This window comes from Bradyrhizobium sp. ma5, assembly GCF_042258955.1.
In the GTDB taxonomy this organism is placed as follows: domain Bacteria; phylum Pseudomonadota; class Alphaproteobacteria; order Rhizobiales; family Xanthobacteraceae; genus Bradyrhizobium.
In genome coordinates, this window is record NZ_CP170156.1 from 2,753,729 (window position 1) to 2,775,777 (window position 22,049).

Sequence of the window (22,049 nt, forward strand, 5' to 3'; positions counted from 1 at the left end):
CTTGAGTAATGACCCAGACAACCGCAGGTGAGACGTCGCACGAACTTCCGAAGGCGGCATCCGCGCCGGTCATCGCGCAGCACGAGGCAACGCTGAAGGCGCTGCCGTTCGCCGACACCAGGGATTTCGACGACGCCGCGCGCGGCTTTCTCGGCACCATCGAGAACGCGCGCGTCACCTCGGCCCAGGGCAGGGTGGTCTGGAGCCTCGAGCCATACGGCTTCCTGTCCGAGGAGAAAGCGCCCGCGACCGTCGATCCGAGCCTGTGGCGACAGTCGCGGCTCAACATGCATCACGGCCTGTTCGAGGTGGTGCCGGGCGTCTACCAGGTGCGCGGGCTCGACATCGCCAACATGACGCTGATCGAGGGCGATAAGGGTGTCATCGTGGTCGACACCCTGACCTCGATCGAGGGCGCGCGCGCCGCGATGGAATTGTACTTCCAGCATCGCGGCAAGCGGCCGGTCGCCGCAGTGATCTTCACCCATACCCACACCGATCATTGGGGCGGCGCGCGCGGCGTGCTCGACGACGCCATGCTGGCGGCGGGCGTGCCAATCATCGCGCCGAACTTCTTCATGGAGCACGCGGTCTCCGAAAACATCATCGCGGGGCCGGCGATGCTGCGCCGCGCGCAATACCAGTTCGGACCGTTCCTCGCCAAGGGCGTGCGCGGCCAGGTCGATTGCGGCCTCGGCAAGACCATGGCGGCGGGCGGCGTGGCGCTGCTGCGGCCGACCGATCTGATCATCGCGACCGGCGACAAGCGCATCATCGACGGCGTCGAGTTCGAATTCCAGATGGCGCCGAACAGCGAAGCGCCGGCGGAGATGCATTTCTTCATTCCGCGCTACAAGCTGCTGAACCTCGCGGAGAACTGCACGCACAATTTCCACAATTTGCTGCCGTTCCGAGGCGCCGATGTACGCGATGCGCTGGCCTGGTCGAAATATCTCGGCGAGGCGCTTCAGATGTGGGGCGGCAAGGCCGAGGCGATGTGCGGCCAGCATCATTGGCCGGTGTGGGGGCGGGAGCGGATCGACACCATGATCCGCCAGCAGCGCGACCTCTACAAATACGCGCATGACCAGACCATCCGGCTGATGAACCACGGGCTCAATGCGGCCGAGATCGCCGAGACCATCAGGCTGCCGCAGAGCTTAGAGGGCGCCTGGCACGGCCGCGGCTATTACGGCCACATCAGGCACAATGTGAAGGCGATCTACCAGAAGTATCTCGGCTGGTACGACGCCAATCCGGTCAATCTCGATGCCTTGCCGCCGGTCGAGGCCGGCAAGAAGTATGTCGAATATATGGGCGGCGCTGATGCCATCCTGAAACGCGCTGCCGCGGATTTCGCCAAGGGTGAATTCCGCTTCGTCGCGCAGGCCGTCAGCCATCTCGTGTTCGCCGAGCCCGACAACCAGGCGGCGCGTGCGTTGCTGGCCGACACGTTCGAGCAACTCGGCTACGCCGCCGAGAGCTCGACCTGGCGCAACGCCTATCTGTTCGGTGCCCAGGAGTTGCGGCAGGGCATGCCGAAGACGCCGCCGCGCTCGCCGATGCCGCGCGAGACGCTGGCTGCGCTCCGCACCGAGCAGCTCTGGGACGTGCTCGGCGTCCGCCTCAACGGCCCCAAGGCCGAGGGCAAGCGCATCGTGCTGAACTGGAATTTTACCGATACGGGCGAGAGCTTCGTCCTCAACCTCGAGAATTCGGCCCTGACTTACGTCAAGGGGGCGCAGGCGAGCGACGCGCACGCCAGCTTCACGCTGGCGCGCAGCGTGCTCGACGAGGTGATCGCCAAGCTGACCACCTTCCCGGAGGCCGTCGGCGCCGGCAAGGTCAAGGTATCAGGCGAGCCGCTGCGGCTCGGTGAATTGATGATGCTGATGGACGAATTCCCGCGGATGTTCGAGATCGTCGAGCCGAAGCGGACGGTGGTGAGCTAGAGCCGCGTACTTAAAACGTCGACCGTCACCCTGAGGAGCCGCGTAGTGGCGTCTCGAAGGGTCGACGGCCCCGCTGGTGGCCGATTCATCCTTCGAGGCTCGCTCCGCTCGCACCTCAGGATGACGGGTTGATGGGGCGCACTCAAATCCCGAGATACGCCGCCTGCACCTGCTTGTTGTCGGCAAGTTCTGCGCTTGACCCCTGCATGATCACATTGCCGCTTTCCAGCACATAGGCGCGCTGCACCAGCGACAGCGCGCGGCTGACATTCTGCTCCACCAGGAGGATCGCGGTGCCCATCTTGTGGATCTCGCCGATCTTCTCGAAGGTGACGTCGGTCATCACGGGGGCGAGGCCCAGCGAGGGCTCGTCCAGCATCAGCAGGCGGGGCTTCAGCATCAGGCCGCGACCGACTGCGACCATCTGCTGCTCGCCGCCGCTCATGGTGCCGGCGAGTTGCTTCCTGCGGTCGGCGAGCCGCGGGAAGATGCTGTAGACCAACTCCATCGTGCGCGCGCGGTCCGCCTTGGCCTTCGGCGTATAGGCGCCGATCTCGAGATTCTCCTGCACGGTCATTTCCGGAAACACCTGACGGCCTTCCGGGACGTGCGCGATGCCGAGCTCGGGGATGCGGTAGGGCGGCAGCGTCGCGAGGTCGACGCCGTCGAAGCTGACCTTGCCGGCGAACAGCTTGACGAGCCCGGAGACCGCACGCAGCGTCGTGCTCTTGCCGGCTCCGTTGGCCCCTAACAGGCCGACAGCCTCGCCCTCGCCAATCGAGATGCTGACGTCGGTGATGGCGGGGACCGAGCCGTAGCTGGCGCTGACGCGGGAGAGCTCAAGCATGGGCGTCTCCCGGCGCCGGCGGATGCACGTAGGAGCCGAGATAGGCGCGGATCACTTCCGGGTTCTCCACGATCTCCTTTGGCGCACCTTCGGCGATCTTCTGGCCGTGGTCGAGCACCACGATGTGACGGGCTACCGCCATGATCGCGCGCATCACATGCTCGACGATCACGATGGTCAGGCCGCGGGCGGAGAGCTTTTTCACCAGCGCCACCGCCTGGTCGATCTCGGCCGGGTTGAGGCCAGCCATCACCTCGTCGAGCAGCAGGATTCTCGGTTGCGTCGCCAGCGCGCGGGCCATCTCGAGCCGGCGCTGGTCGATGGTGGTGAGGTCCTTGGCCGGCGTCTGCTCCCTGGCGCCGAGGCCGACGAATTCGATTGCTTCAAGCGCCTTGTCGCGGGCGGCAGCGACATGACGGTCGCGCAGGAAGGCGCCGGTCATCACATTGGCGAGCACCGTCATCGCGCCGAACGGCTTTGCCACCTGGAAGGTGCGCGCCATGCCGAGCGCGCAGACATCGTGCGGCCTGAGGCCCACGACCTCGTGACCGAAGGCGAGCACCGATCCGCAGTCCGGGCGATGAAATCCCGTGATCAGATGAAAGCTCGTGGTCTTGCCGGCGCCGTTCGGCCCGATCAGCGCGACCGTCTCGTTCTCCTGCACCGTGAAGCTGACGTCCTGCACCGCGCGTAGGCCGCCGAAACGCTTGCTGAGACCCTTGATGACCAGTGCTCCTGCCATCGCAACCTCAGGCGCGCGCCGGCTTGCGCCGGATGATGCGGTGATAGACGTCGGTCGCGAACCCGATCAGCCCGGTCGGCCGCCACAGGATCACAGCCATCAGGATCAGACTGTAGACCGTGAGCTGGATGCCGCCGACCGAACTACCGAGCCAGCTTTGCAGCAGCGCGGAAGTTGTCTCCAGCAGCACGGTGCCGATCACCGGGCCCCACAGCGTGCCGATGCCGCCGACTATCGAGACCAGCGCCGCCTCGATCGAGACACTGAAGCTGAACGCGGTCGCGGGATCGATGAAGTAGATGTACTGGGTGTAGAAGGTGCCGGCGAGCGCGGTGAGGAACGCGCTGATCATGTAGATGTCGCGCTTGACCTTCGGCGCGTTGACCCCGATCGCCTCAGCCGCATCCTCATCCTCGCCGATCGCGACGAGGTAGTAGCCGATCCAGGATTTCTCGATTCGGTGGGTGATCCAGAGGCCGACCACGAGCAGGCCGAGCACGACGTAGTAGTACGACGACTTCTCCTCGAACTGCATCATCAGCGGCGCGCTGCCGAGGTTCGGGATCGTGGTGCCTTCGGCGCCCCAGGCGAAGTCGCGGAATTTCAGGAAGATCAGCATCAGCACCTGCGCGGTCGCGATGGTGGCGATGGTGAAATAGGGGCCGCGCAGGCGGAAGCACAGCCAGCCGATCGGCAGGCTCGCCAGCATCGCGACCACGCCGCCCGCGATCATCCCGATCCAGGGCGAGATGCCGTAATTCACCTGCATGATGGTCGAGGTGTAGGCGCCGAGCCCGAAATAGGCGGCGTGCCCGAGCGAGAGCTGCTTGGCGTAGCCGCCCATCAGGTTCCAGGCGACCCCGATGAAGGAGAACAGCAGAATGCGGATGAGAATGTCGATCGCAAACGACGAGGTGACGAGCTGGGGCAGGGCCAGCATGACCACGGCCCCGATCGCCAGCCACAGCCATTTCATGTTGCCGGAGGTCTGCATCAGCGGCCCCTCCTGGCGCCGAGCCCGCTCGGCCTGAAGGCGAGCGTCAGCAGCAGCAGCGCAAACACCACGATCAGGCCGGAATCGGCGCCGACGAACTGGATGCCGAGTGATTCCGCCACGCCCATCATCAGGCTCGCGACCAGCGCGCCCATCACATTGCCGAGCGTGCCCATCACGACCGCGACGAATGCCATCAGCACGAACACCTGGCCGACGAACGGATAGGCGGAATAGAACGGCATCAAGAGCGAGCCGGCAGCACCCGCGAGCGCCAGCGCGGTGCCGAACGCGACCGCGAACACGCGGTTGGGATTGATCCCCATCAGCATCGCGACGTCGCGGTTCTGCGATGCCGCGCGCATAGCACGACCGAGATCGGTGGTGTGCAGGAACACCCAGAGCAGCCCGCTGAGCGCCATCGCGACCGCGAAGGCGATCAGCTTCGCCACCGGGATGTACAGCCCGCCGAGGTGCCACGCTTCATCCGAATAGGAGGTGTGGACGGTGCGGTAATTGGCGCTGAACAGCATCAGCGAGAGATTGAGCAGCAATAGCGACAGCGCGAAGGTCAGGAAGATCTGCGGCATGTCGTTCGGCCCAAGCACCCTGCGGATCAGGAAGTGCTGGATCAGGACGCCGGCGAGGAACAGCACCGGCATCGAGACGACCAGCGAGACCAGCGGATCGATGCCGAACTGGGTGGCGAGGAAGAACGAGATATACATCCCGATCATCACGAACTCGCCCTGAGCGAAATTGACGATCTTGACCACGCCGAAGATCAGCGTGACGCCGATGCTGACCAGCGCGTAGATGCCGCCGATGAGCAGGCCGTTGATGACAGCCTGGGCCAGTGTCTCCCACATGCGATGCGACCGCGGTTCAGGTCTTCATCAGCGGGGCGCGGGCGTCTTCCTTGGGGAAGATGCTGGCAAGATCGGCATTCTGCCACTGCACGCCGACCGGACGGCCATAGACGTTCTTGCCGTCGGGGCCGAACTTCACCTTGCCGCCGGGCGCCATCGCCGCAAAGCCCGAGGAAACGTCGAGCGTCGAGAGCGCCTCGCGCACCTTCTTGGGATCGGCGGAGGCGGCACGCTCCAGCGCATCGACCAGCATGAAGGTCTGCGCGACCAGGCCGCCGGCATATTCGAACGCGAACTCGCCGGTGCGCTTCTTGAACTCGGCGTTGACCTTTTGTGCATCGTCGTTGACGTCGTGGTTCCAGTGCGCGACGCCCTGCAGGCCTTCGGCGGCCTTGCCGACATTCTTGTAGAAGTCCGGCATCACGAAGCCGCCCGAGCCGCCATTGATCGCGATGTTGAGCCCGACCTGCTTCACGGTGCGCACGATCAGGATGAGGTCGTTGAGATAGGACAGCGAGAATAGTGCATTGGCGCCGGAGGCCTTGACCTTGTTGATCAGCGGGCTCGCATCGGTGAAGCCGGCCGAGTAAGGCTCGAACATCACGATCTCGACGCCTTCGCCCGGCGCCAGCTCCTTCAGCCCGTTCGAGGTCGAGGTGCCGAATGCGGTGTTCTCGAAGATGACGGCGACCTTGGCCTGGTCGCTGACCAGCTTGGCCATCTGCAACTGCGCCTTGGCGAATTGCGAGGCGCGCGCGAACGGCGTGAACGTGTAGGTGCGTCCCTTGTTGAGCTGGTCGGAGCTCGATCCTGTGATGATCGGAACCTTGGCGCGCTCGCAGACTTCGCTCGCGATCAGGGTCAGCGCGCTGGCATAGCAGCCATGGATCGCCGACAGCTTGTTGCCGGTGATGAGCCGGTCGGTCTCGGTGCGCGTCACCGTGGTGTCGCTCTGTACGTCGGAGACGATGAGGTTGAGCTTGGCGCCGCCGAGCGACTTGATGCCGCCGGCCTCGTTGACCATGTCGACGGCGAGCTTCGCTGCTGCAACGCAGCCGACGCCGATCTGCGCCATGCTGCCGGTGCTCGGATAGAGTGCGCCGATATTGATCGGGTCCGCGGCCCAGCCGCGCAGCGGGACGGCGCCGAATGCGCCGGCCGCGAGCACCCCGCCGGTTTTGACCAGGAATTTGCGGCGGTTCAGCTTTGTCCGTGAGGCTTTGGTCGGCGCGGCATTATTAATGGCCGACGGCTTGCGGTCCCCTGTCATGGCGTTCCCCCTGTGCGACTGCGGCTCGGTTGCTCCGTCCGCTCGCTTATTATTTTTTGCTTGCGCGGGGAGCATAAGAGCACGTAATTCGGCAATCGCAAAGGCGATATCAGCCGAGCTCACGGGAAACGCATTGCGACTGGTGCGTCGCAGCAATCGCGCGACGCGCGCATGTGAACCGCTTCGCTGCGTGGGAGTTGCCGGCGGATGCGGCGGTATTATTGACAATCGAATGACCGACGGACCGGCACAGAGGGTGCCGGCCGGCCCGCCGGATCATTCGATCGGCCGCTGCAACGGCTATTCCGCGCTCGCCACCAGCTTGAAGCGCGGCTTGGCTTCCATCAGGCTGCGATAGGCGGCGAGATAGTCGAGCGCCATGCGGCGCGCGGTGAAGCGGGTCTCGAACTGTTTGCGGATCGCATCGCGGTTGAGCGTTGAGAGCCGGCCCACGGAAGCGACCGCGCTGATCTCGTCCTCGACGATGAAGCCGGTCAAGCCGTCCTCGATGATCTCCGGCACCGAACCGCGGTTATACGCAATCACGGGCGTGCCGCAGGCCATCGCTTCGATCATCACGAGGCCGAACGGCTCCGGCCAGTCGATGGGAACCAGCAGCCCGATCGCGCCGCTGAGAAAATCCGGCTTCTCGCGGTCGCTGATCTCGCCGATGAACTCGACCAGCGGGTTGCTGGTGATCAGCGGCTTGATCAACTCGTCGTAATATTCCTGGTCGGCGCGATCGACCTTGGCTGCGATCTTCAGCGGAATGCCGCAGCGGATCGCGATCTTGATCGCGCGATCGACGCCTTTCTCCGGCGCGATGCGCCCGAGCACGGCGAGATAGGATTGCTTGGCCGGTTGCGGCGTCAGCAAATTCTCCGGCAGGCCGTGATGGATGGTGCGCACCCAGTGCGCCTGCGGCACCGGCCGCCGCTGGGCATTGGAGATCGAGATCACCGGGATCTTGGAGAAGGTGTTGAAGACGGGTTGGTGCTCCGGCAGGTCGAGCCGTCCGTGCAGTGTGGTCACGAACGGCGTCGGCTGCCGCGCGAACAGCGACCACGGGTAATAGTCGAGATGGAAATGCAGGAAGTCGAATTCGTCGTCGTCGGCTTTCTGCCGCACGCGCTCCAGCATCACCATGTGCAGCGCATTGGGGTCGCGGACGGAGCCGTCGAGGCGCAGTGCCTTCGGCCAGGTCGCGTCGAGCTTCGCGGAGGTCTGGGAGTCGCCGCTGGCGAACAACGTCACGTCATGTCCAAGTGTTACAAGTTCTTCGGTCAGCCAGTGCACGACCCGTTCGGTGCCGCCGTAGAGCTTGGGGGGAACAGCCTCCGTCAGCGGGGCAACCTGCGCGATGCGCATTTCTCCGTCTCCATGTTTGTAATGTGGATGAGCCCTCAGCCCTCTGATGGCAGCGACATGCCAAAGACGGGAACGTTCTCGCACGTGCGAGGTTCCTTAGGTGTAGGAGATCTGCCGCTTCTTTCTTCCATCACACTGTGGTCTTGCTGATGCCATCTCGCTCCAACACGTTTTTGCCGACGCCAGCGTTGCAAAATTGTCGCGCAGTGATGGCTGCATCGAGCAATCCCACCGCCGCCCTTCACGTCATCGTGCACGAGAGTTTCGACTAAAATTTTCTCGTTCACCTTCAACAGCTTTGCAGGACGTCATGGACCATCTGTCAGGATACGCGCATCGCCCGTTCCCCTTTGTGCTGCGCTATCTGCGCCGGCGGCTTCCGTCGCATGTTGTGATCTTGTCGGCCGTCGTCGCGGCGGTTGCCTGTTCGGTAGGCACGCAATACGGCGTGAAGAATCTGGTCGACGCATTGTCGGCAGGGCCGTCGGCCGCGAATGGCGTATGGCTGGCATTCGCTCTGCTCATGTCGCTGATCGCAGCCGACAACTTCTTGTGGCGGATCGCGAGCTGGACCGCGAGCTACACTTTCGTGAGCGTCAGCGGCGACCTTCGCCGCGACATGTTCCGGCATCTCACCGGCCATGCGCCGAGCTATTTCACTGACCGGCTGCCGGGCATGCTGACCAGCCGGATCACGGCAACGTCGAACGCGGTCTACACCGTCGAGAACATGTTCGTATGGAACGTGTTGCCGCCTTGCATCGCGACCTTCGCGGCGATCACCCTGGTTGGAACCGTCAGCGTGACAATGTCAGCAGTGCTGATCCTGATCGCGGGAACCATGGTGGTAGCGATGTTCCGCATGGCCGCCGCCGGCCGGCCGCTGCATGACGACTTTGCCAACAGGGCCGCTGCTGTCGACGGCGAAATGGTCGACGTCATCAACAACCTGCCGCTGGTGCGCGCATTCTGCGGCCTCGGCTACGAGCACGATCGCTTCGATGCGACGGTCAATCGGGAACTCGTGGCGCGCGGCCGCTCCCTGCGCTATCTCGAAAAGCTCCGTCTCGTTCACGCCGGCGTGACCGTCATTCTGACGATCGCGATGCTGGCCTGGGCGCTCAATCTCTGGCAGCAGGGCGCGGCGACCACCGGCGACGTCGTGCTGGTCTGCACCCTCGGCATCTCGATCCTCAGCGCCACCCGCGATCTCGCCGTTGCGCTGGTCGACGTCACCCAGCATGTCGCCCGTCTGACCGAGGCCCTGGCGACGCTGTTGCAGCCGCATGAGCTGAAGGACCATCCGGAAGCCGAGGTGCTGGTGAAGAGCGGTGCGGCGATCGCCTTCAACAACCTCTCGTTCCGCTATCCCGGCGGGTTGCAGGTGTTCGAGCGCTTCAGCCTGCGGATCCAGCCCGGCCAGCGGGTCGGCCTGGTCGGGCAGTCCGGTGGCGGCAAGTCAACACTGTTTACCCTTCTGCAGCGCTTCTACGATGTCGAGCAGGGCGCCATCACGGTCGACGGCCAGGACATCTCGCGCGTCACCCAGCAGAGCCTGCGCGCGGCGATCTCGGTGGTGCCGCAGGACATCTCGTTGTTCCACCGCTCGATCCTGGAGAACATCCGCTACGGCCGGCCGGACGCCACCGACGACGAGGTGCGGCGGGCGGCGATCGCGGCGCGCTGCGACTTCATCGAGACCTTGCCCGAGGGCATGAACACCATCGTCGGCGATCGCGGCGTCAAGGTCTCGGGCGGCCAGCGCCAGCGGATTGCGATCGCGCGCGCCTTCCTGAAGGACGCGCCGATCCTGCTGCTCGACGAGGCCACTGCGGCGCTCGATGCCGACTCCGAGGAGGCGATCCGCGAGGCGTTGTCGCGCCTGATGCGCGGGCGTACGGTGGTGGCGATCGCGCACCGCCTCGCGACGCTGCGCAGCTTCGACCGCGTGCTCGTGCTGCAGGGTGGCCGGATCGTCGAGGACGGTCCGCCCGATATCCTCGTGAAGGGAAGGGGTCCCTACCGCGACCTGGTCGCGCGCGAGATGGGCCGCCTCTCCACCAGCGCGGCCTGACCCGCGTCATCAAGCGCGTTCTTGCGTTCCGGTGCGTTCGTTCGAGCCGAGATTCGAGCCAACAGTCAGGCCGAGAGTCGGGCCAAGCAAAGTCGCCAGAGGTTCAGATGGCAGCTGACGTCGTTACGCAGATCATCACTGCTCGCATCACTGAGCTCGTCGCCGAATCGCCGTTCTACATTCCGATGACCGGGCCCGCGGCACGGCCGCGGCGCTCGCTCAAGCATGACGACACCTTCATCGTGCTCGACAGCCACGGCGACATCGGCGCTTCGGCGGGTGGCCCCGACGGCCTGTTCAACGCCGACACGCGCTATCTCGCGCGGCTGGAAATGGTGCTGGAGGACGTGCAGCCGCTGCTGCTCGGCTCCAACATGCGCGACGACAATTCGGCACTGACGGTCGATCTCACCAATTCCGACGTCTATCGCGACGGCCGGCTGACCTTGCAGAAGGACACGCTGCACATCGTGCGCTCGATCTTCCTGTGGCGCGGCACCGCCTATCAGCGCATCGGCTTGCAGAACCACGGCGATCTTGCCGCGAGCTTCGATCTCACGCTGCTGTTCGACAATGATTTCGCCGACCTGTTCGAGGTGCGCGGCGAGCGGCGGCCGCGGCGTGGCATCGGCTCGAGCAAGCTGCTCGGCCCGACCGACGTCGTGCTGGAATATTGCGGCCTCGACGAGCAGACCCGGATCACCGCGCTGCATTTCGATCCGCGGCCGACGCGGCTGTCGGTCAACACCGCGACCTACCATTTCGACCTCGAGCCGGGGCAGGTCACCTCGCTGTTCGTCGCGGTGTCCTGCAACAAGCCGATCATGCAGAAGCCGGTGCCGTTCTTCCGCGGGCTCTTGGCGCATCGCCGCGAGATGCGAAATTCGACGGCCGGCGCGGCCAGCATCGAGACATCGAACAACATCTTCAATGAGGTGCTGTGCCAGGCGATGGCCGACCTCAACATGCTGATGACGGAGACGCCGCAGGGCCGTTATCCCTATGCCGGCATTCCCTGGTATTCGACGACGTTCGGCCGCGACGGGCTGATCACCGCGCTGCAAATGCTGTGGGTCGATCCGCGGATCGCCAAGGGCGTGCTGAAGCGGCTCGCGCTGTTCCAGGCCAAGGCGGTCGACCCGCTGTCCGATGCGGCACCGGGCAAGATCCTGCACGAGATGCGCGGCGGCGAGATGGCGGCGCTGCGCGAGGTGCCGTTCGCGCATTACTACGGCAGCGTCGATTCGACCCCACTGTTCGTGCTGCTCGCCGGGCTCTATCTGGAGCGTACCGGCGACGTGGAGACGTTGCGCGAGCTGTGGCCGGCGGTGGAGGCCGGGTTGCAATGGATCGACGGCCCGGGTGATCCCGATCGCGACGGTTTTATCGAGTACCAGCGCGCCACCGAGGAGGGGCTACGCAATCAAGGCTGGAAGGATTCCTTCGACGCCATCTTCCACGCCGACGGCACGCTGGCCGAGGGCAATATCGCGCTGGCGGAAGTCCAGGGCTATGTGTTCGCCGGCAAGCAGCTTGCCGCGCAAGCGGCGCGGCGGCTTGGCTTCGCCGACAAGGCTTTGAGGCTCGATGCGGAGGCCGAGCGGCTGCGCGAGCGGTTCGAGGCGGCGTTCTGGTGCGAGGAGCTCGGCACCTATGCGCTCGCGCTCGACGGCGCCAAGCGGCCGTGCAAGGTGCGCACGTCGAATGCCGGACAGATCTTGTTTTCCGGCATGGTGCGCGAAGACCGCGCGCGACGGGTTGCCGCCGACCTGATGAGCCAGAAATTCTTCTCCGGCTGGGGCATCCGCACTGTCGCCGCGGGCGAGGCGCGCTACAATCCGATGTCCTATCACGACGGTTCGATCTGGCCGCACGACAATGCGCTGATCGCGCTCGGCTTCGCCCGCTACGGCCTGAAACATTCGGTCGCGCATCTGTTCAAGGGGCTGTTCGATGCCGCGAGCTATATGGAGCTGCGGCGGTTGCCCGAGTTGTTCTGCGGCTTCCGCCGCGAGCGCCGGCGCGGCCCGGTGCTCTATCCGGTGGCCTGCGCGCCGCAGGCCTGGGCGAGCGCGACGCCGTTCACGCTGCTGGAGGCCGCGCTCGGGCTGGAGTTCGATACCGCGCGCGGCGAGATCCGCTTACGCGACCCGCGGCTGCCGGAATTTCTCAACGACGTGGTGCTGCGCGACCTCAGGCTCGGCGCGTCGAGCGTCGATTTGCGGCTGCGCCGCCACGGCGGCGAGGTGTCACTCGAAGTGTTGCGCACGCGCGGCCAGATCCAGGTGTCGATCGTGCTGACGCATTGAGCGTCGTCGCACGGCACGCGTGCACCGGAAAATCGTGGGGAGAGTAGTATGCGTCCGAGGATCATGGTGATGCTGGTTGGAGCGGCGCTGCTGGCATGCGCGGGTGTCCGCGCGGCCGACGACGAAGGCAAGTCGCCAGCGGCTCAGGCGCCGTCAGCAACGCCCGCGCCGCCAGCAGCCGCTGCACCGAAGGAGCAGGCCAAGGAACCGTCAAAGGAACAGTCGCCGCCGCCCTCGGTGACCGTGATCGGCGCGCGCGATGCGCACGGCATTCTCGGGCGCGACGTGCGCAGTTCCGCCAATGAGGACATGGGCCGCATCGTCGACGTCATCGTCGACCGCGACGGCAAGGTTCGCGCCGCGGTGATCGATTTCGGCGGCTTCCTCGGCGTCGGCAGCCGGAAGATCGTGGTCGACTGGAACGCACTGCGTTTCGCCGGCGTTTCCAGCAAGAGCGACAGCATCACGCTGGACCTGAACAAGCAGCAGGTGAGCGCTGCGCCTGAATATAAGGAAGATACGCCGCTGATCGTGCTTGGCGCGGCCGGCAATCTTCATCCATGGGATTACGAACATTAGGGGGCTAAAGCTGGTCGCGCGTCCGAACTCTTCCGTCGAGACGGTTGGCGACGGTCGTGGCGAGCGATCAGCCGGCGGCACCAAAATTGTGCCGATTGTCTCCGATCAACCCGGTCCTGAGGAACCGCGCATGCCGTCGCGCGAAAGCCAGCGCGGGCTCGACTGGTTCATCTTCTTCCTGGCCGACGTGCAAACCGGCTTTGGCCCGTTCATCGCGGTCTACCTGACGACGCAGAAATGGACCCAGGTCGAGATCGGCTTCGTGCTCTCGATCGGCGGCATCATCGGCCTCTTGGGCCAGGTGCCCGGCGGCGCGATCGTCGATGCGGCGCGCTCGGAGCGGGTCGTTGCGGGCTGGGCGGTGGCCGCGATCGGCGCCGCCGCGCTGGCCTACGCGCTCTGGCCGATCTTCCCGGTGGTGACGCTCGCCGCAACGCTGCACGCGCTCGCAAGCTGCGTGCTGGGTCCGGCGATCGCCGCGATCAGCCTCGGCCTGGTCGGGCCGCTGGCGATCGGCGAGCGGCTCGGCCGCAATGCGCGCTTCGCTTCGCTCGGCAGCGGCTCGGCCGCGGCGCTGATGGGGGCCTGCGGCTATTTCCTGTCGAGCCGATCGGTGTTCCTTGTCACCTTCATCCTGGCGATCCCGACGTTGCTGTCGCTGGCGCGGATCCGCGAGCGCGAGATCGACATCGCGCAGGCCCATGGCGAGGTGAAGCGGGAGGTTCCCGACAAACGGGCGACCAGTATCGTCGGTCTGGTGCGGCAGCGGTCGCTCCTGATCTTTGCCGGCGCGATGATGCTGTTCCAACTCGCCAATGCCGCGATGCTGCCGCTGATGGCGGGCGTCGTCACGACACGGTCGAGCCAATGGGCGCCGGTCCTGATCGCCGCCTGCATCATCGTGCCGCAAGCGATCGTCGCGCTGTGCTCGCCGTCGGTCGGCCGCAAGGCCCAGGCCTGGGGCCGGCGGCCGCTGCTGCTGATTGCCTTCGCCTCGCTGGTGATCCGGGGCCTGTTGTTCGCAACGGTGCGGGATCCCTATCTGCTGGTCATGGTGCAGATCTTCGACGGCATCACCGCGGCGATCTTCAGCGTCATGGTGCCGCTGATCGTGGCCGACGTGGCGTTCGGCAGCGGCCATTTCAACCTGGCGCAGGGCATTGTCGGAACCGCGGTCGGCATCGGTGCGTCGCTCAGCACGGTGCTGGCCGGCTATGTCAGCGACAAGCTCGGCAGCAGCACCGCCTTCATGGGCCTGGCCGGCGTCGCCGCGCTGGGGCTGTTCATGATCTGGTTGGTGATGCCGGAGACGCGGCGGACGGCATGAGGAAGGCAGGTTTCGCCCCGCCGCACCCTTCCTCCTGCATGCGCCGTCATATATGAGTGATTTGCTGCTGGAACGAGCCGATGGTTCCCGGGATTAATCAATCCAAAATCGTGATCTGGTAGGGATCGACGCAGCGCGGGCAGGCATTTCGACCGAGGAATCGCATGGTAATTCGAACGACGACGGCGCAAATCACCGGAGCGATGCGGCGTTGGGCGCCTCCCGCCTTTGTGACCTTCGCGGCGATGGTCACACTTGCGTCATTGATCGGCGGCGCCGCGGCAAAGCAGCAGCGTCCTGCGGCAACGGTCGAGGCGACCGCGCCGCGCGCCGCGGGCGAGCCGATCATGGCGATCGTGTCGATCAAGGCCCAGAAGGTGACCTTCTACGACGCCGACGGCTGGATCTACCGCGCGCCGGTGTCGAGCGGGGTCAAGGGACGCGAGACGCCGGCCGGCGTCTTTGCGCTGATCGAGAAGGACAAGGACCACCACTCGACGCTTTATGACGATGCCTGGATGCCGAACATGCAGCGCATCACCTGGAACGGCATCGCGCTGCATGGCGGCCCGCTGCCCGGTTATGCGGCCTCGCACGGCTGCGTGCGGATGCCCTACGACTTCGCCGAGAAGCTGTTCGACAGGACGCGAATCGGGATGCGGGTGATCATCGCGCCGAACGATCCGGCCCCGGAGAATTTCACCCACCCCGCGCTGTTCGTGCCGAACGCCCAGGCCACCGCGGCTGCTCCGGCGCGTGCCGAGACGCTGTCCCGCGAAGCCGCGGATGCCGCCAAGGTGGCCGACGAGGCAAAGAAGGCCTCCGTGGCCGCGACCAAGGAAGCTGCACTGTTCACGCCGGCGTCACTGCGCAAGCTGGAAAAGGCAAAGACCCGTGCCGACGCCGAGCTCGCGTTCGCCGACAAGACGCTCGCCAATGCCAAGACCGACCAGGCCAAGGCGCGCGCCGAGGATTTGAAGCAGAAGGCCGCCGCCAAGGCCGCGGAAGCGACGACGCAGTTCGAGGCCGCCCAGGGCGACGCCAAGCCGAAGCTCGACGCCGCAGCGGCCGCAAAGGACGCCGCCAAGGCGGCCGAGACCAAGAAGGCCGATACCCAGAAGGCGGCGACCGAGGCGAAGCTCGCGCTCGAGCCGGTCTCTGTCTACATCAGCCGCTCGACGCAGAAGCTCTATGTCCGGCGCAACACCCACAAGCCATGGGCTGACGGGGGCGAGGTGTTCGACTCGAGCATCGAGGTTCCCGTGACGATCCGCGATCCGGACCAGCCGATCGGCACGCATATCTTCACCGCGATGGCCCGCAATAACGACGGCAGCCTGCGCTGGACCGAGGTGACGATCGACGACGGCGACAACGCCAAGGACGCGCTCGACCGCGTCACCATCCCGCAGGATGTGCTGGATCGGATTGCGCCGACCGCGGTGCCGCGCTCGTCGATCATCATCTCGGATGAGCCGCTGAGCGCCGAGACCAACTACCGCACCGAGTTCGTCGCCGTGCTGAGCAACCAGCCCCAGGGCGGTTTCATCACACGCAAGCCGACCAGGCCGATGGAAACCGACGACATGGTTGCGAGCGGGGACGGGGACGGTTTCGGCTTCTTCTCTCAGCGCACCTGGAATCCCCAGTCCGGCACCCAGTACGGCTATCCCCAATACGGCAATCCTCAGGCGCCGACCCAGTACGGCTCCCCGTATTATGGCAATCCTCAACCCGCCAATCCGCGCCGGCGCGGCGGCCAGTACTACTGGCAATCGCAACAGGACTGGTAGCGGGGCGCTGCCGCGGGATCAGTCAGCACTCTGAGCGTTGGACGGCGGTGCGACACCGCCGTCCAATCGCGTATCGCTTTTAGGGCCGGGCTTCCAGGATCAGGTTGAACGGCGTTTCCGCCGCGCGGCGGAAACGCGAGAAGCCGCCCTGACGCGCCACCTCGCGCAGCCGGGTCTCGCCGGCCTGCGCGCCGAGCGCGAGTCCGACCTCCTGGTCCAGCGACGCCGGCGTGCAGATCATCGTCGACGCCGCGTAGTAGACGCGCCCGATCGGATTGAGATTGTCCTCCAGCCGATCATTGGCGAACGGCTCGATCAGCAGGCAGGTGCCGTCGTCGGCGAGGGTGGAGCGGGTGTGCTTGAGCGCGCCGACCGGGTCGCCCATGTCGTGCAGGCAATCGAAGAAGCACACCAAGTCATAATTGTTGGCTGGGAAGTCCTTGGCGGAGTGCGTCTGGAAATGGACGCGGTCCGACAATCCCGCCTCCTTCGCGGACATCCGTGCCGTCTGGATCGAGCCATCATGATAGTCGAAGCCGTAGAAGGTTGACTTCGGAAACGCTTCCGCCATCAACCGGGTCGAGACGCCGTGGCCGCAGCCGACGTCAGCGACGACAGCGCCCTTCTTCAGCTTGTCGACCACGCCCTCGAGCGCCGGCAGCCATTCCTGCACCAGATAGTGCTTGTAGCTGGTGCGGAAGAACCGGGCGGTGCCGCAGAACAGGCATTCGCTGCGCTTGTTCCAGCCGACGCCCTTGCCGGTCTTGAACGCATCGGTAATTTTCGGCTCGTCGAGAAACGTCGCGCCGACCAGGCTTCCCACGGCGCCGAGGAAGACCGGGCTCTCCTCGTCGGCGAGCGCAAGCGCCTGCTCGGGCAGCATCGAGAACTTTCCGGTCGCGCTATCGTACTCGACGTAACCGGAAGCGGCCTGTGCCGAGAGCCATTCCTGAACGTAACGTCCGGCTGTTCCGGTCGCCTTGGCCAGGGCCGCCGCATTCATCGGTCCTTGCTGCGCCAGAGCCTTGTAGAGCCCGAGCTTGTCGCCCAGCAGCATCAGCGAGGCGTTCATCGCCGCGCCGACATCGCCGATCATCTTTCCCATGAATGAATTAAGACGCTCCTCGTTGACGTCCATGATGTTCCTCCATCGCAATTGGGTTTTTGCAATAAGTCCGTCATTGCCAATTTCATGCTTGCGTGATCGTCCAGGCAGAAGGCCTTGGGCGCGGACATGATCGCACGAATGGGGTCGGCGGCGCAGGCTGAATGTCACAAAGCGGCTGGGATGCCAGCTTGGCGACTTCACAAGCCTGCGAGGCGGACGCCTTACGCTGCTGCCCGCGGCATGATGAGCCTCCGGTACAGCGCGCCGTAGCAGGCGGCCGACAGGTCCCAGCTGTAGGACTTGGCCATCGCGCTGGCGCGCATGGCGTTGAGGCGATCCTTGGCGCGATAGGCGTCGAAGGCGCGCCTGACGCCGCCGAGGAAGGATTCCGCCGACGGCTGCGCGAACAGGAAGCCGGTCTCGCCGTCGGCGATGGTCTCCGCAAGGCCGCCGGTCTGGTGGCCGATCGGCAGCGAGCCGAAGCGCTGCGCATACATCTGGCTGAGGCCGCAGGGCTCGAAGCGCGACGGCATCAGGGTGAAATCGCTGCCGGCAAAGATCCGGCGCGCCTGTGCGTCGTTGAAGCCGATGATGACGCCGATCGCGTCGGGCCGGCGCCGGTGCGCAGCCACCAGCGCATCCTCGATCGCGGGCTCGCCGCTGCCGGTGACGACGATCTGTCCGCCGTCCCTGATGATCTCGTCGGCGGCCGACAGCACGAGGTCGACGCCCTTCTGATGCACGAGCCGCGCGACCAGGCCGAAGATCGGCCCGCGCGAGACCGCAAGGCCGAACTGCCGGCGGACATAATCGGCATTGGCCTGCTTGCCTTTCCAGTCGCCGGCGCCGAACGGTTGGGCGAGCTGTGCGCAGTGGCGCGGGTCCCAGCTCTCGTCGATGCCGTTCAGGATGCCGGTCAGCTGGTCGGCGTCGGAGCGCACGCGCAGCAGGCCCTCCAGCCCGCAGCCGAGTTCAGCGGTGGTGATCTCCCTCGCATAGGTCGCGCTGACCGTGGTCAGGTGCGAGGCGTAGACGAGGCCGCCCTTGAGGAAGGACAGCTTGTCGTAGAACTCCAGCCCGTCGATGTGGAATGAGCTTTCCGGTGCGCCGATCCGCCGCAGCGAGGCCTTCGGAAACAGGCCCTGATAGGCGAGATTGTGGATGGTCAGGATCGATGGAATCCGTGCCTCGCGCCAAGCGAGGTAGGCGGGTGTGAGCGCGGCCTGCCAGTCGTTGGCGTGAACGAGGTCCGCTGCCCAATTCTTGTCCAGCGTTCCGGCTGCAAGTTCGGCAGCGGCGGAGGCGAAGCGGCCGAAGCGGATGTCGTTGTCGGTCCAGTCGCGGCCGGACTCATCGCCATAGGGATTGCCAGGCCGATCGTAGAGCTGCGGACACAACAGCACGTAGACCGGCAGCCCGTCCTTGGTCGATGCGCGTCCGAGCCTGCAAGCCGGCATCTCGGCGAGCGCCTCGCATTGTCCAACGATTTCAATATGCGTGAACTGTTCGACGACGTCCCGGTAGCCGGGAAGCATGATCCTGACGTCGCTCCAGGGGCGCAGCGCCCGGGGAAGCGCAGCGGAAACGGCGCCGAGCCCGCCCACGCGGACGAAATCGTCCATCTCCGTCGTGACGAATAAGACCTTCAACAAGCGCCCTCGTTCCAGCCCGTGACAGAGCTATGCAAGATCGGGTCCAATCTGCCTTTGAGTAAAATGCAAGACGGCCCGCGGTCCCGGTCTGGACGAGACGCTTTCCTGTCAGGGCGGCTCACTTTAGGGTCGCGCGACGCCGAACAATGGAAACGACGAAGCTGGAGGAAGCCTTGGGCACGACAATAGCCGCCGACGATGAGGGGAATTTGACACGGAGCTTCGACGGCCTTCGCGTGCTCGATTTTTCGACCACGATCGCCGGACCTCATTGCACGCGGATGCTCGCCGACATGGGCGCGGAGGTGATCAAGATCGAGCCCGCCGAAGGCGAGACGATGCGGACGCGGCCGCCGGTGCGCAACCATTGCTCGACGGCGTTCGGCCAGCTCAATATCGGCAAGAACAGCCTCGTGCTCGACCTGAAGTCGCCGGCCGGCGTCGAAGCCGTGCGCCGGCTGATCGCGACCGCCGACGTGCTGGTGGAGAATTTCCGCCCCGGCGTGATGCGGCGGCTCAAGCTCGACTATGCCTCGATCCGCGACATCAATCCGAAGCTGATCTTCTGCTCGATCTCCGGCTACGGCCAGACCGGCCCGTCGGCGGAATTGCCGGCCTATGCCCCGGTGATCCATGCCGCCTCCGGCTATGAAATGGCGCATCTCGCCTATCAGCCGGGCCGCACCCGGCCGGATTATTGCGGCATCTATCACGCCGATGTGCTGACCGGAGTCTACGCTTTCGGCGCAATCTCGGCCGCGCTCTATCAGCGCGGCGCCAGCGGCAAAGGCCAGCATATCGACGTGTCGATGCTGGAATCGATGCTGAGCCTAACCCTGAACGAGTTGCAGTGGTCGCAATTCGAGGTGAAGCAAACCCAGCGGCCGATGTTCGGCCCGATCGAAACCTGCGACGGCTACGTCATGGTGGCGATCGCCAGCGAGAAGACGTTCCAGAACCTGATGCAGGTGATCGGCCGGCCTGAATGGGTGTCCGATCCGCGCTTCGCCAAATATTCCGATCGGCGGGACAACTGGGCGAGCCTGATGGAGGGTGTCGAGGCGTGGTCGCGCGCGGTCAGCACGCAGGCCTGTCTTGCCGCGCTCAATGAATATGGCGTGCCGTCGTCGGCCTATCGCACCGTGCGCGAGGCGCTCGCCGATCCGCAAATCGCCCATCGCGGTGCACTGGCCGAGGTCGAGGACGACGGCGGCAGCTTCAAGGTGCTCAATCTGCCGTTCCGGATGTCCGGCGCGGCGGTTGGCGCGCGCAAGCGGATGTCGACGCTCGGCGAGCACACACTGTCCTATCTGAAGGAGATCGGGCTCTCCGACGATCAGATCGCAGGCTTCGCAGCGCAACCGGCAAAGACGGCGCGCAGCTAGAGCATGATCCGGGCCTGGAAGGCCGCATTGGCGCAAAGGGGATATCGGCCCGAAGGATCGGATTCAAACCGGTCGACGAGATCACGATGCCGGTCCGCGTGATCGCATCGTGATCTGCCTGCGGCTTTTCATCCGTTTTACGGTCTTGTCGCGCGCAGCGATTCCGGACAAGCTGCCGCCCGACATACGACGATCCGGAACACCGGACGTCGCGCACTTGGGAGGGACCATCGATGAAGCTGGCCGGGCGCGCGCACACAGTTGCGCGCATATTTCTTGTGGCGGGATTAGGTGCTGCGGCGTTCGCTGCACCGGCTTATGCGCAGAAGCAGGGCGGTACGCTCACCGTCGGCCAGGAGTTGGACATCGCGGGCTTCGACCCGCTCAAGGTCGGCGTTTACGATACGTCGGCCAACACCGCGGCAGCCGCGATCTTCGACACGCTGATGACGCTCGACGAGAAGGGCGAGCCGAAGCCGAAGCTCGCGCTGTCCTGGGAGCATGCTGAGGACTTCAAGACCTGGACCATCAAGCTGCGGCCCGGCGTCAAATTCCACGACGGCACGCCGTTCAATGCGCAGGCGGTGAAGGAGAATTTCGACCGCCAGAAGGATCCGGCCAACAAGTGCCGCTGCGCCTTCTACATCACCAGCATCAAGAGCGTGGATGTCATTGATGACCTCACGGTGCGCTACAATTTCAGCGACCCGGCGGTGAACTTTCCGGCGACGCAGTCGATCCAGAGCTCCAACAACGTGATCCAGTCGCCGACCGCGTGGAAGACCAAGGGCGATGATTACAATCGCAACCCGGTCGGCACCGGTCCCTACATCCTGAAATCCTGGGCCGCCGGCGACCGCATGGTGCTGGAGAAGAACCCGGACTATTGGGACAAGGGCAAGCCCTATCTCGACCGCATCATCCTGAAGCCGCTGCCGGACGCGCAGTCGCGCTTTGCCTCGCTGCAATCGGGCGAGGCCGACATCGTCTGGGACGACGAGGCCGACGCCGACAACATCATCAAGGCGCGCAAGGACACCAGTCTAACCGTGCATACCTATGAAGGCTCGGGGGCGGCAGTCGCTGCCTTCAACACCAAGGTCCCGCCGTTCGACGACGTGCGCGTGCGCCAGGCGCTGGTGATGGCGCTCGACCGCAACAAGATGTCGCAAGCGATTACCAATGGCCTGGCGCGGCCGGCCAGCAATCCCTACGGCGACGGGTCCTGGGTGAAGTGCAAGGATGACGGCGCGTTGCCCTTCGATGTCGAAAAGGCCAAGGCGCTGCTCAAGGACTACGGCAAGCCGGTCGAGTTCAAGATGCTGGTCACGGCGACGCCGCGCGGCCGCACCGGCGGTCAGGTGTTGCAGCAATTCTGGAAGCGCATCGGCGCCAACATGGAGATCGAGCAGGTCGATCAGGCGACCATTCCGCCGCGCGCCTTCATGCGCCAATTCCAGCTGACGCCGTGGCGCATCGTCGATCTCGCCGATCCCGATCCGCAGATGTACGCCAATTTCCACACCGGCAGCCCGGTCGCGCTGGCGAACTACTCCAATCCGGAGCTCGACCGGCTGCTGGAGCATGCGCGAACCACCGCCGACGTCGCCCAGCGTACCGAGGACTATTGCGCGATCAGCCGCCTGATCAACAAGGAGGCGATCTGGTTCTGGACCTTCCAGAACACCTACTACGCTATCTCGAGCGTGAAGGTGAAGGGCGTGCCGAAGATGTTCAACGGAGTGCTCGACGTCTCCTACGCCTGGAAGGAATAGCGTTT

General features: G+C 65.1%; 16 protein-coding genes. 8 read left to right on the forward strand and 8 right to left on the reverse strand.

All coding sequences use genetic code 11. The annotated features are described in order from the left end of the window. Positions 1 to 8 precede the first annotated feature (8 nt). Entirely contained in the window at positions 9 to 1,952 is a 1,944-nt protein-coding gene (locus ACE103_RS12700; RefSeq protein WP_375779698.1) for an alkyl/aryl-sulfatase, read from the forward strand. 142 nt (positions 1,953 to 2,094) lie between these two features. Here ACE103_RS12700 and ACE103_RS12705 read toward each other — a convergent pair whose 3' ends face one another. The 6 genes from ACE103_RS12705 to ACE103_RS12730 form a co-directional block, all read right to left on the reverse strand. Then, positions 2,095 to 2,799, reverse strand: a complete 705-nt coding sequence (locus tag ACE103_RS12705) for an ABC transporter ATP-binding protein (RefSeq protein WP_375779699.1) — start codon at positions 2,797 to 2,799, stop codon at positions 2,095 to 2,097. Further along, the gene (locus ACE103_RS12710; RefSeq protein WP_375779700.1) at positions 2,792 to 3,541 is read right to left on the reverse strand and encodes an ABC transporter ATP-binding protein; all 750 of its coding nucleotides are present in this window, start codon (positions 3,539 to 3,541) and stop codon (positions 2,792 to 2,794) included. Before ACE103_RS12710 ends, ACE103_RS12705 begins: the two co-directional genes overlap by 8 nt. A 7-nt stretch (positions 3,542 to 3,548) precedes the next feature. Then, positions 3,549 to 4,535, reverse strand: a complete 987-nt coding sequence (locus ACE103_RS12715) for a branched-chain amino acid ABC transporter permease (protein ID WP_375779701.1) — start codon at positions 4,533 to 4,535, stop codon at positions 3,549 to 3,551. Continuing rightward, positions 4,535 to 5,404, reverse strand: a complete 870-nt coding sequence (locus tag ACE103_RS12720) for a branched-chain amino acid ABC transporter permease (protein WP_375779702.1) — start codon at positions 5,402 to 5,404, stop codon at positions 4,535 to 4,537. The genes ACE103_RS12715 and ACE103_RS12720 overlap by 1 nt, the downstream gene beginning before the upstream one ends. 16 nt (positions 5,405 to 5,420) lie before the next feature. Then, on the reverse strand, positions 5,421 to 6,674 hold the full coding sequence (locus ACE103_RS12725; RefSeq protein WP_375779703.1) for an ABC transporter substrate-binding protein: 1,254 nt from the start codon (positions 6,672 to 6,674) through the stop codon (positions 5,421 to 5,423). A 300-nt stretch (positions 6,675 to 6,974) separates the two neighbouring features. Then, complete coding sequence (locus ACE103_RS12730) at positions 6,975 to 8,042, reverse strand: glycosyltransferase family 4 protein (protein ID WP_223968134.1); 1,068 nt, start codon at positions 8,040 to 8,042, stop codon at positions 6,975 to 6,977. A 310-nt stretch (positions 8,043 to 8,352) separates the two neighbouring features. Between ACE103_RS12730 and ACE103_RS12735 the strand changes: the two genes are divergently transcribed. The 5 genes from ACE103_RS12735 (at position 8,353) to ACE103_RS12755 (ending at position 16,124) form a co-directional block, all read left to right on the forward strand. Next, positions 8,353 to 10,116, forward strand: coding sequence for an ABC transporter ATP-binding protein (locus tag ACE103_RS12735; RefSeq protein ID WP_375779704.1), 1,764 nt, complete (start codon positions 8,353 to 8,355; stop codon positions 10,114 to 10,116). Between the two features lie 107 nt (positions 10,117 to 10,223). Further along, positions 10,224 to 12,425, forward strand: coding sequence for a glycogen debranching N-terminal domain-containing protein (locus ACE103_RS12740; RefSeq protein WP_375779705.1), 2,202 nt, complete (start codon positions 10,224 to 10,226; stop codon positions 12,423 to 12,425). A gap of 48 nt (positions 12,426 to 12,473) precedes the next feature. Beyond that, positions 12,474 to 13,004, forward strand: coding sequence for a PRC-barrel domain-containing protein (locus tag ACE103_RS12745; protein WP_375779706.1), 531 nt, complete (start codon positions 12,474 to 12,476; stop codon positions 13,002 to 13,004). 130 nt (positions 13,005 to 13,134) lie between these two features. Further along, entirely contained in the window at positions 13,135 to 14,331 is a 1,197-nt protein-coding gene (locus ACE103_RS12750) for an MFS transporter (protein WP_223968130.1), read from the forward strand. A gap of 245 nt (positions 14,332 to 14,576) precedes the next feature. Continuing rightward, on the forward strand, positions 14,577 to 16,124 hold the full coding sequence (locus ACE103_RS12755) for a L,D-transpeptidase (protein ID WP_375781098.1): 1,548 nt from the start codon (positions 14,577 to 14,579) through the stop codon (positions 16,122 to 16,124). A 79-nt stretch (positions 16,125 to 16,203) separates the two neighbouring features. Here the strand turns inward: ACE103_RS12755 and ACE103_RS12760 are convergent, their stop codons facing one another. Together ACE103_RS12760 and glgA are read right to left on the reverse strand one after the other, a co-directional pair. Next, positions 16,204 to 17,262, reverse strand: coding sequence for a class I SAM-dependent methyltransferase (locus tag ACE103_RS12760; protein WP_375779707.1), 1,059 nt, complete (start codon positions 17,260 to 17,262; stop codon positions 16,204 to 16,206). Positions 17,263 to 17,453: 191 nt separating this feature from the next. After that, positions 17,454 to 18,881, reverse strand: coding sequence for a glycogen synthase GlgA (gene glgA, locus ACE103_RS12765; protein WP_375779708.1), 1,428 nt, complete (start codon positions 18,879 to 18,881; stop codon positions 17,454 to 17,456). Between the two features lie 149 nt (positions 18,882 to 19,030). Here glgA and ACE103_RS12770 point away from each other — a divergent pair, with 149 nt between their 5' ends. Next, complete coding sequence (locus ACE103_RS12770; protein ID WP_375779709.1) at positions 19,031 to 20,269, forward strand: CaiB/BaiF CoA transferase family protein; 1,239 nt, start codon at positions 19,031 to 19,033, stop codon at positions 20,267 to 20,269. Between the two features lie 233 nt (positions 20,270 to 20,502). Next, the gene (locus ACE103_RS12775) at positions 20,503 to 22,044 is read left to right on the forward strand and encodes an ABC transporter substrate-binding protein (protein ID WP_375779710.1); all 1,542 of its coding nucleotides are present in this window, start codon (positions 20,503 to 20,505) and stop codon (positions 22,042 to 22,044) included. The last annotated feature ends 5 nt before the right edge of the window (positions 22,045 to 22,049 follow it).

What these genes read in the sequence shown, in the direction of transcription:
- ACE103_RS12715 (WP_375779701.1), bottom strand. Translation starts at nt 4,535, where the DNA reads ATGCAGACCTCCGGCAACATGAAATGGCTGTGGCTGGCGATCGGGGCC.
- ACE103_RS12735 (WP_375779704.1), top strand. Translation starts at nt 8,353, where the DNA reads ATGGACCATCTGTCAGGATACGCGCATCGCCCGTTCCCCTTTGTGCTG.
- ACE103_RS12740 (WP_375779705.1), top strand. Translation starts at nt 10,224, where the DNA reads ATGGCAGCTGACGTCGTTACGCAGATCATCACTGCTCGCATCACTGAG.
- ACE103_RS12745 (WP_375779706.1), top strand. Translation starts at nt 12,474, where the DNA reads ATGCGTCCGAGGATCATGGTGATGCTGGTTGGAGCGGCGCTGCTGGCA.
- ACE103_RS12705 (WP_375779699.1), bottom strand. Translation starts at nt 2,799, where the DNA reads ATGCTTGAGCTCTCCCGCGTCAGCGCCAGCTACGGCTCGGTCCCCGCC.
- ACE103_RS12730 (WP_223968134.1), bottom strand. Translation starts at nt 8,042, where the DNA reads ATGCGCATCGCGCAGGTTGCCCCGCTGACGGAGGCTGTTCCCCCCAAG.
- ACE103_RS12710 (WP_375779700.1), bottom strand. Translation starts at nt 3,541, where the DNA reads ATGGCAGGAGCACTGGTCATCAAGGGTCTCAGCAAGCGTTTCGGCGGC.
- ACE103_RS12725 (WP_375779703.1), bottom strand. Translation starts at nt 6,674, where the DNA reads ATGACAGGGGACCGCAAGCCGTCGGCCATTAATAATGCCGCGCCGACC.
- ACE103_RS12750 (WP_223968130.1), top strand. Translation starts at nt 13,135, where the DNA reads ATGCCGTCGCGCGAAAGCCAGCGCGGGCTCGACTGGTTCATCTTCTTC.
- ACE103_RS12770 (WP_375779709.1), top strand. Translation starts at nt 19,031, where the DNA reads ATGGAAACGACGAAGCTGGAGGAAGCCTTGGGCACGACAATAGCCGCC.
- ACE103_RS12760 (WP_375779707.1), bottom strand. Translation starts at nt 17,262, where the DNA reads ATGGACGTCAACGAGGAGCGTCTTAATTCATTCATGGGAAAGATGATC.
- ACE103_RS12755 (WP_375781098.1), top strand. Translation starts at nt 14,577, where the DNA reads ATGGTCACACTTGCGTCATTGATCGGCGGCGCCGCGGCAAAGCAGCAG.
- ACE103_RS12720 (WP_375779702.1), bottom strand. Translation starts at nt 5,404, where the DNA reads ATGTGGGAGACACTGGCCCAGGCTGTCATCAACGGCCTGCTCATCGGC.
- ACE103_RS12775 (WP_375779710.1), top strand. Translation starts at nt 20,503, where the DNA reads ATGAAGCTGGCCGGGCGCGCGCACACAGTTGCGCGCATATTTCTTGTG.
- ACE103_RS12700 (WP_375779698.1), top strand. Translation starts at nt 9, where the DNA reads ATGACCCAGACAACCGCAGGTGAGACGTCGCACGAACTTCCGAAGGCG.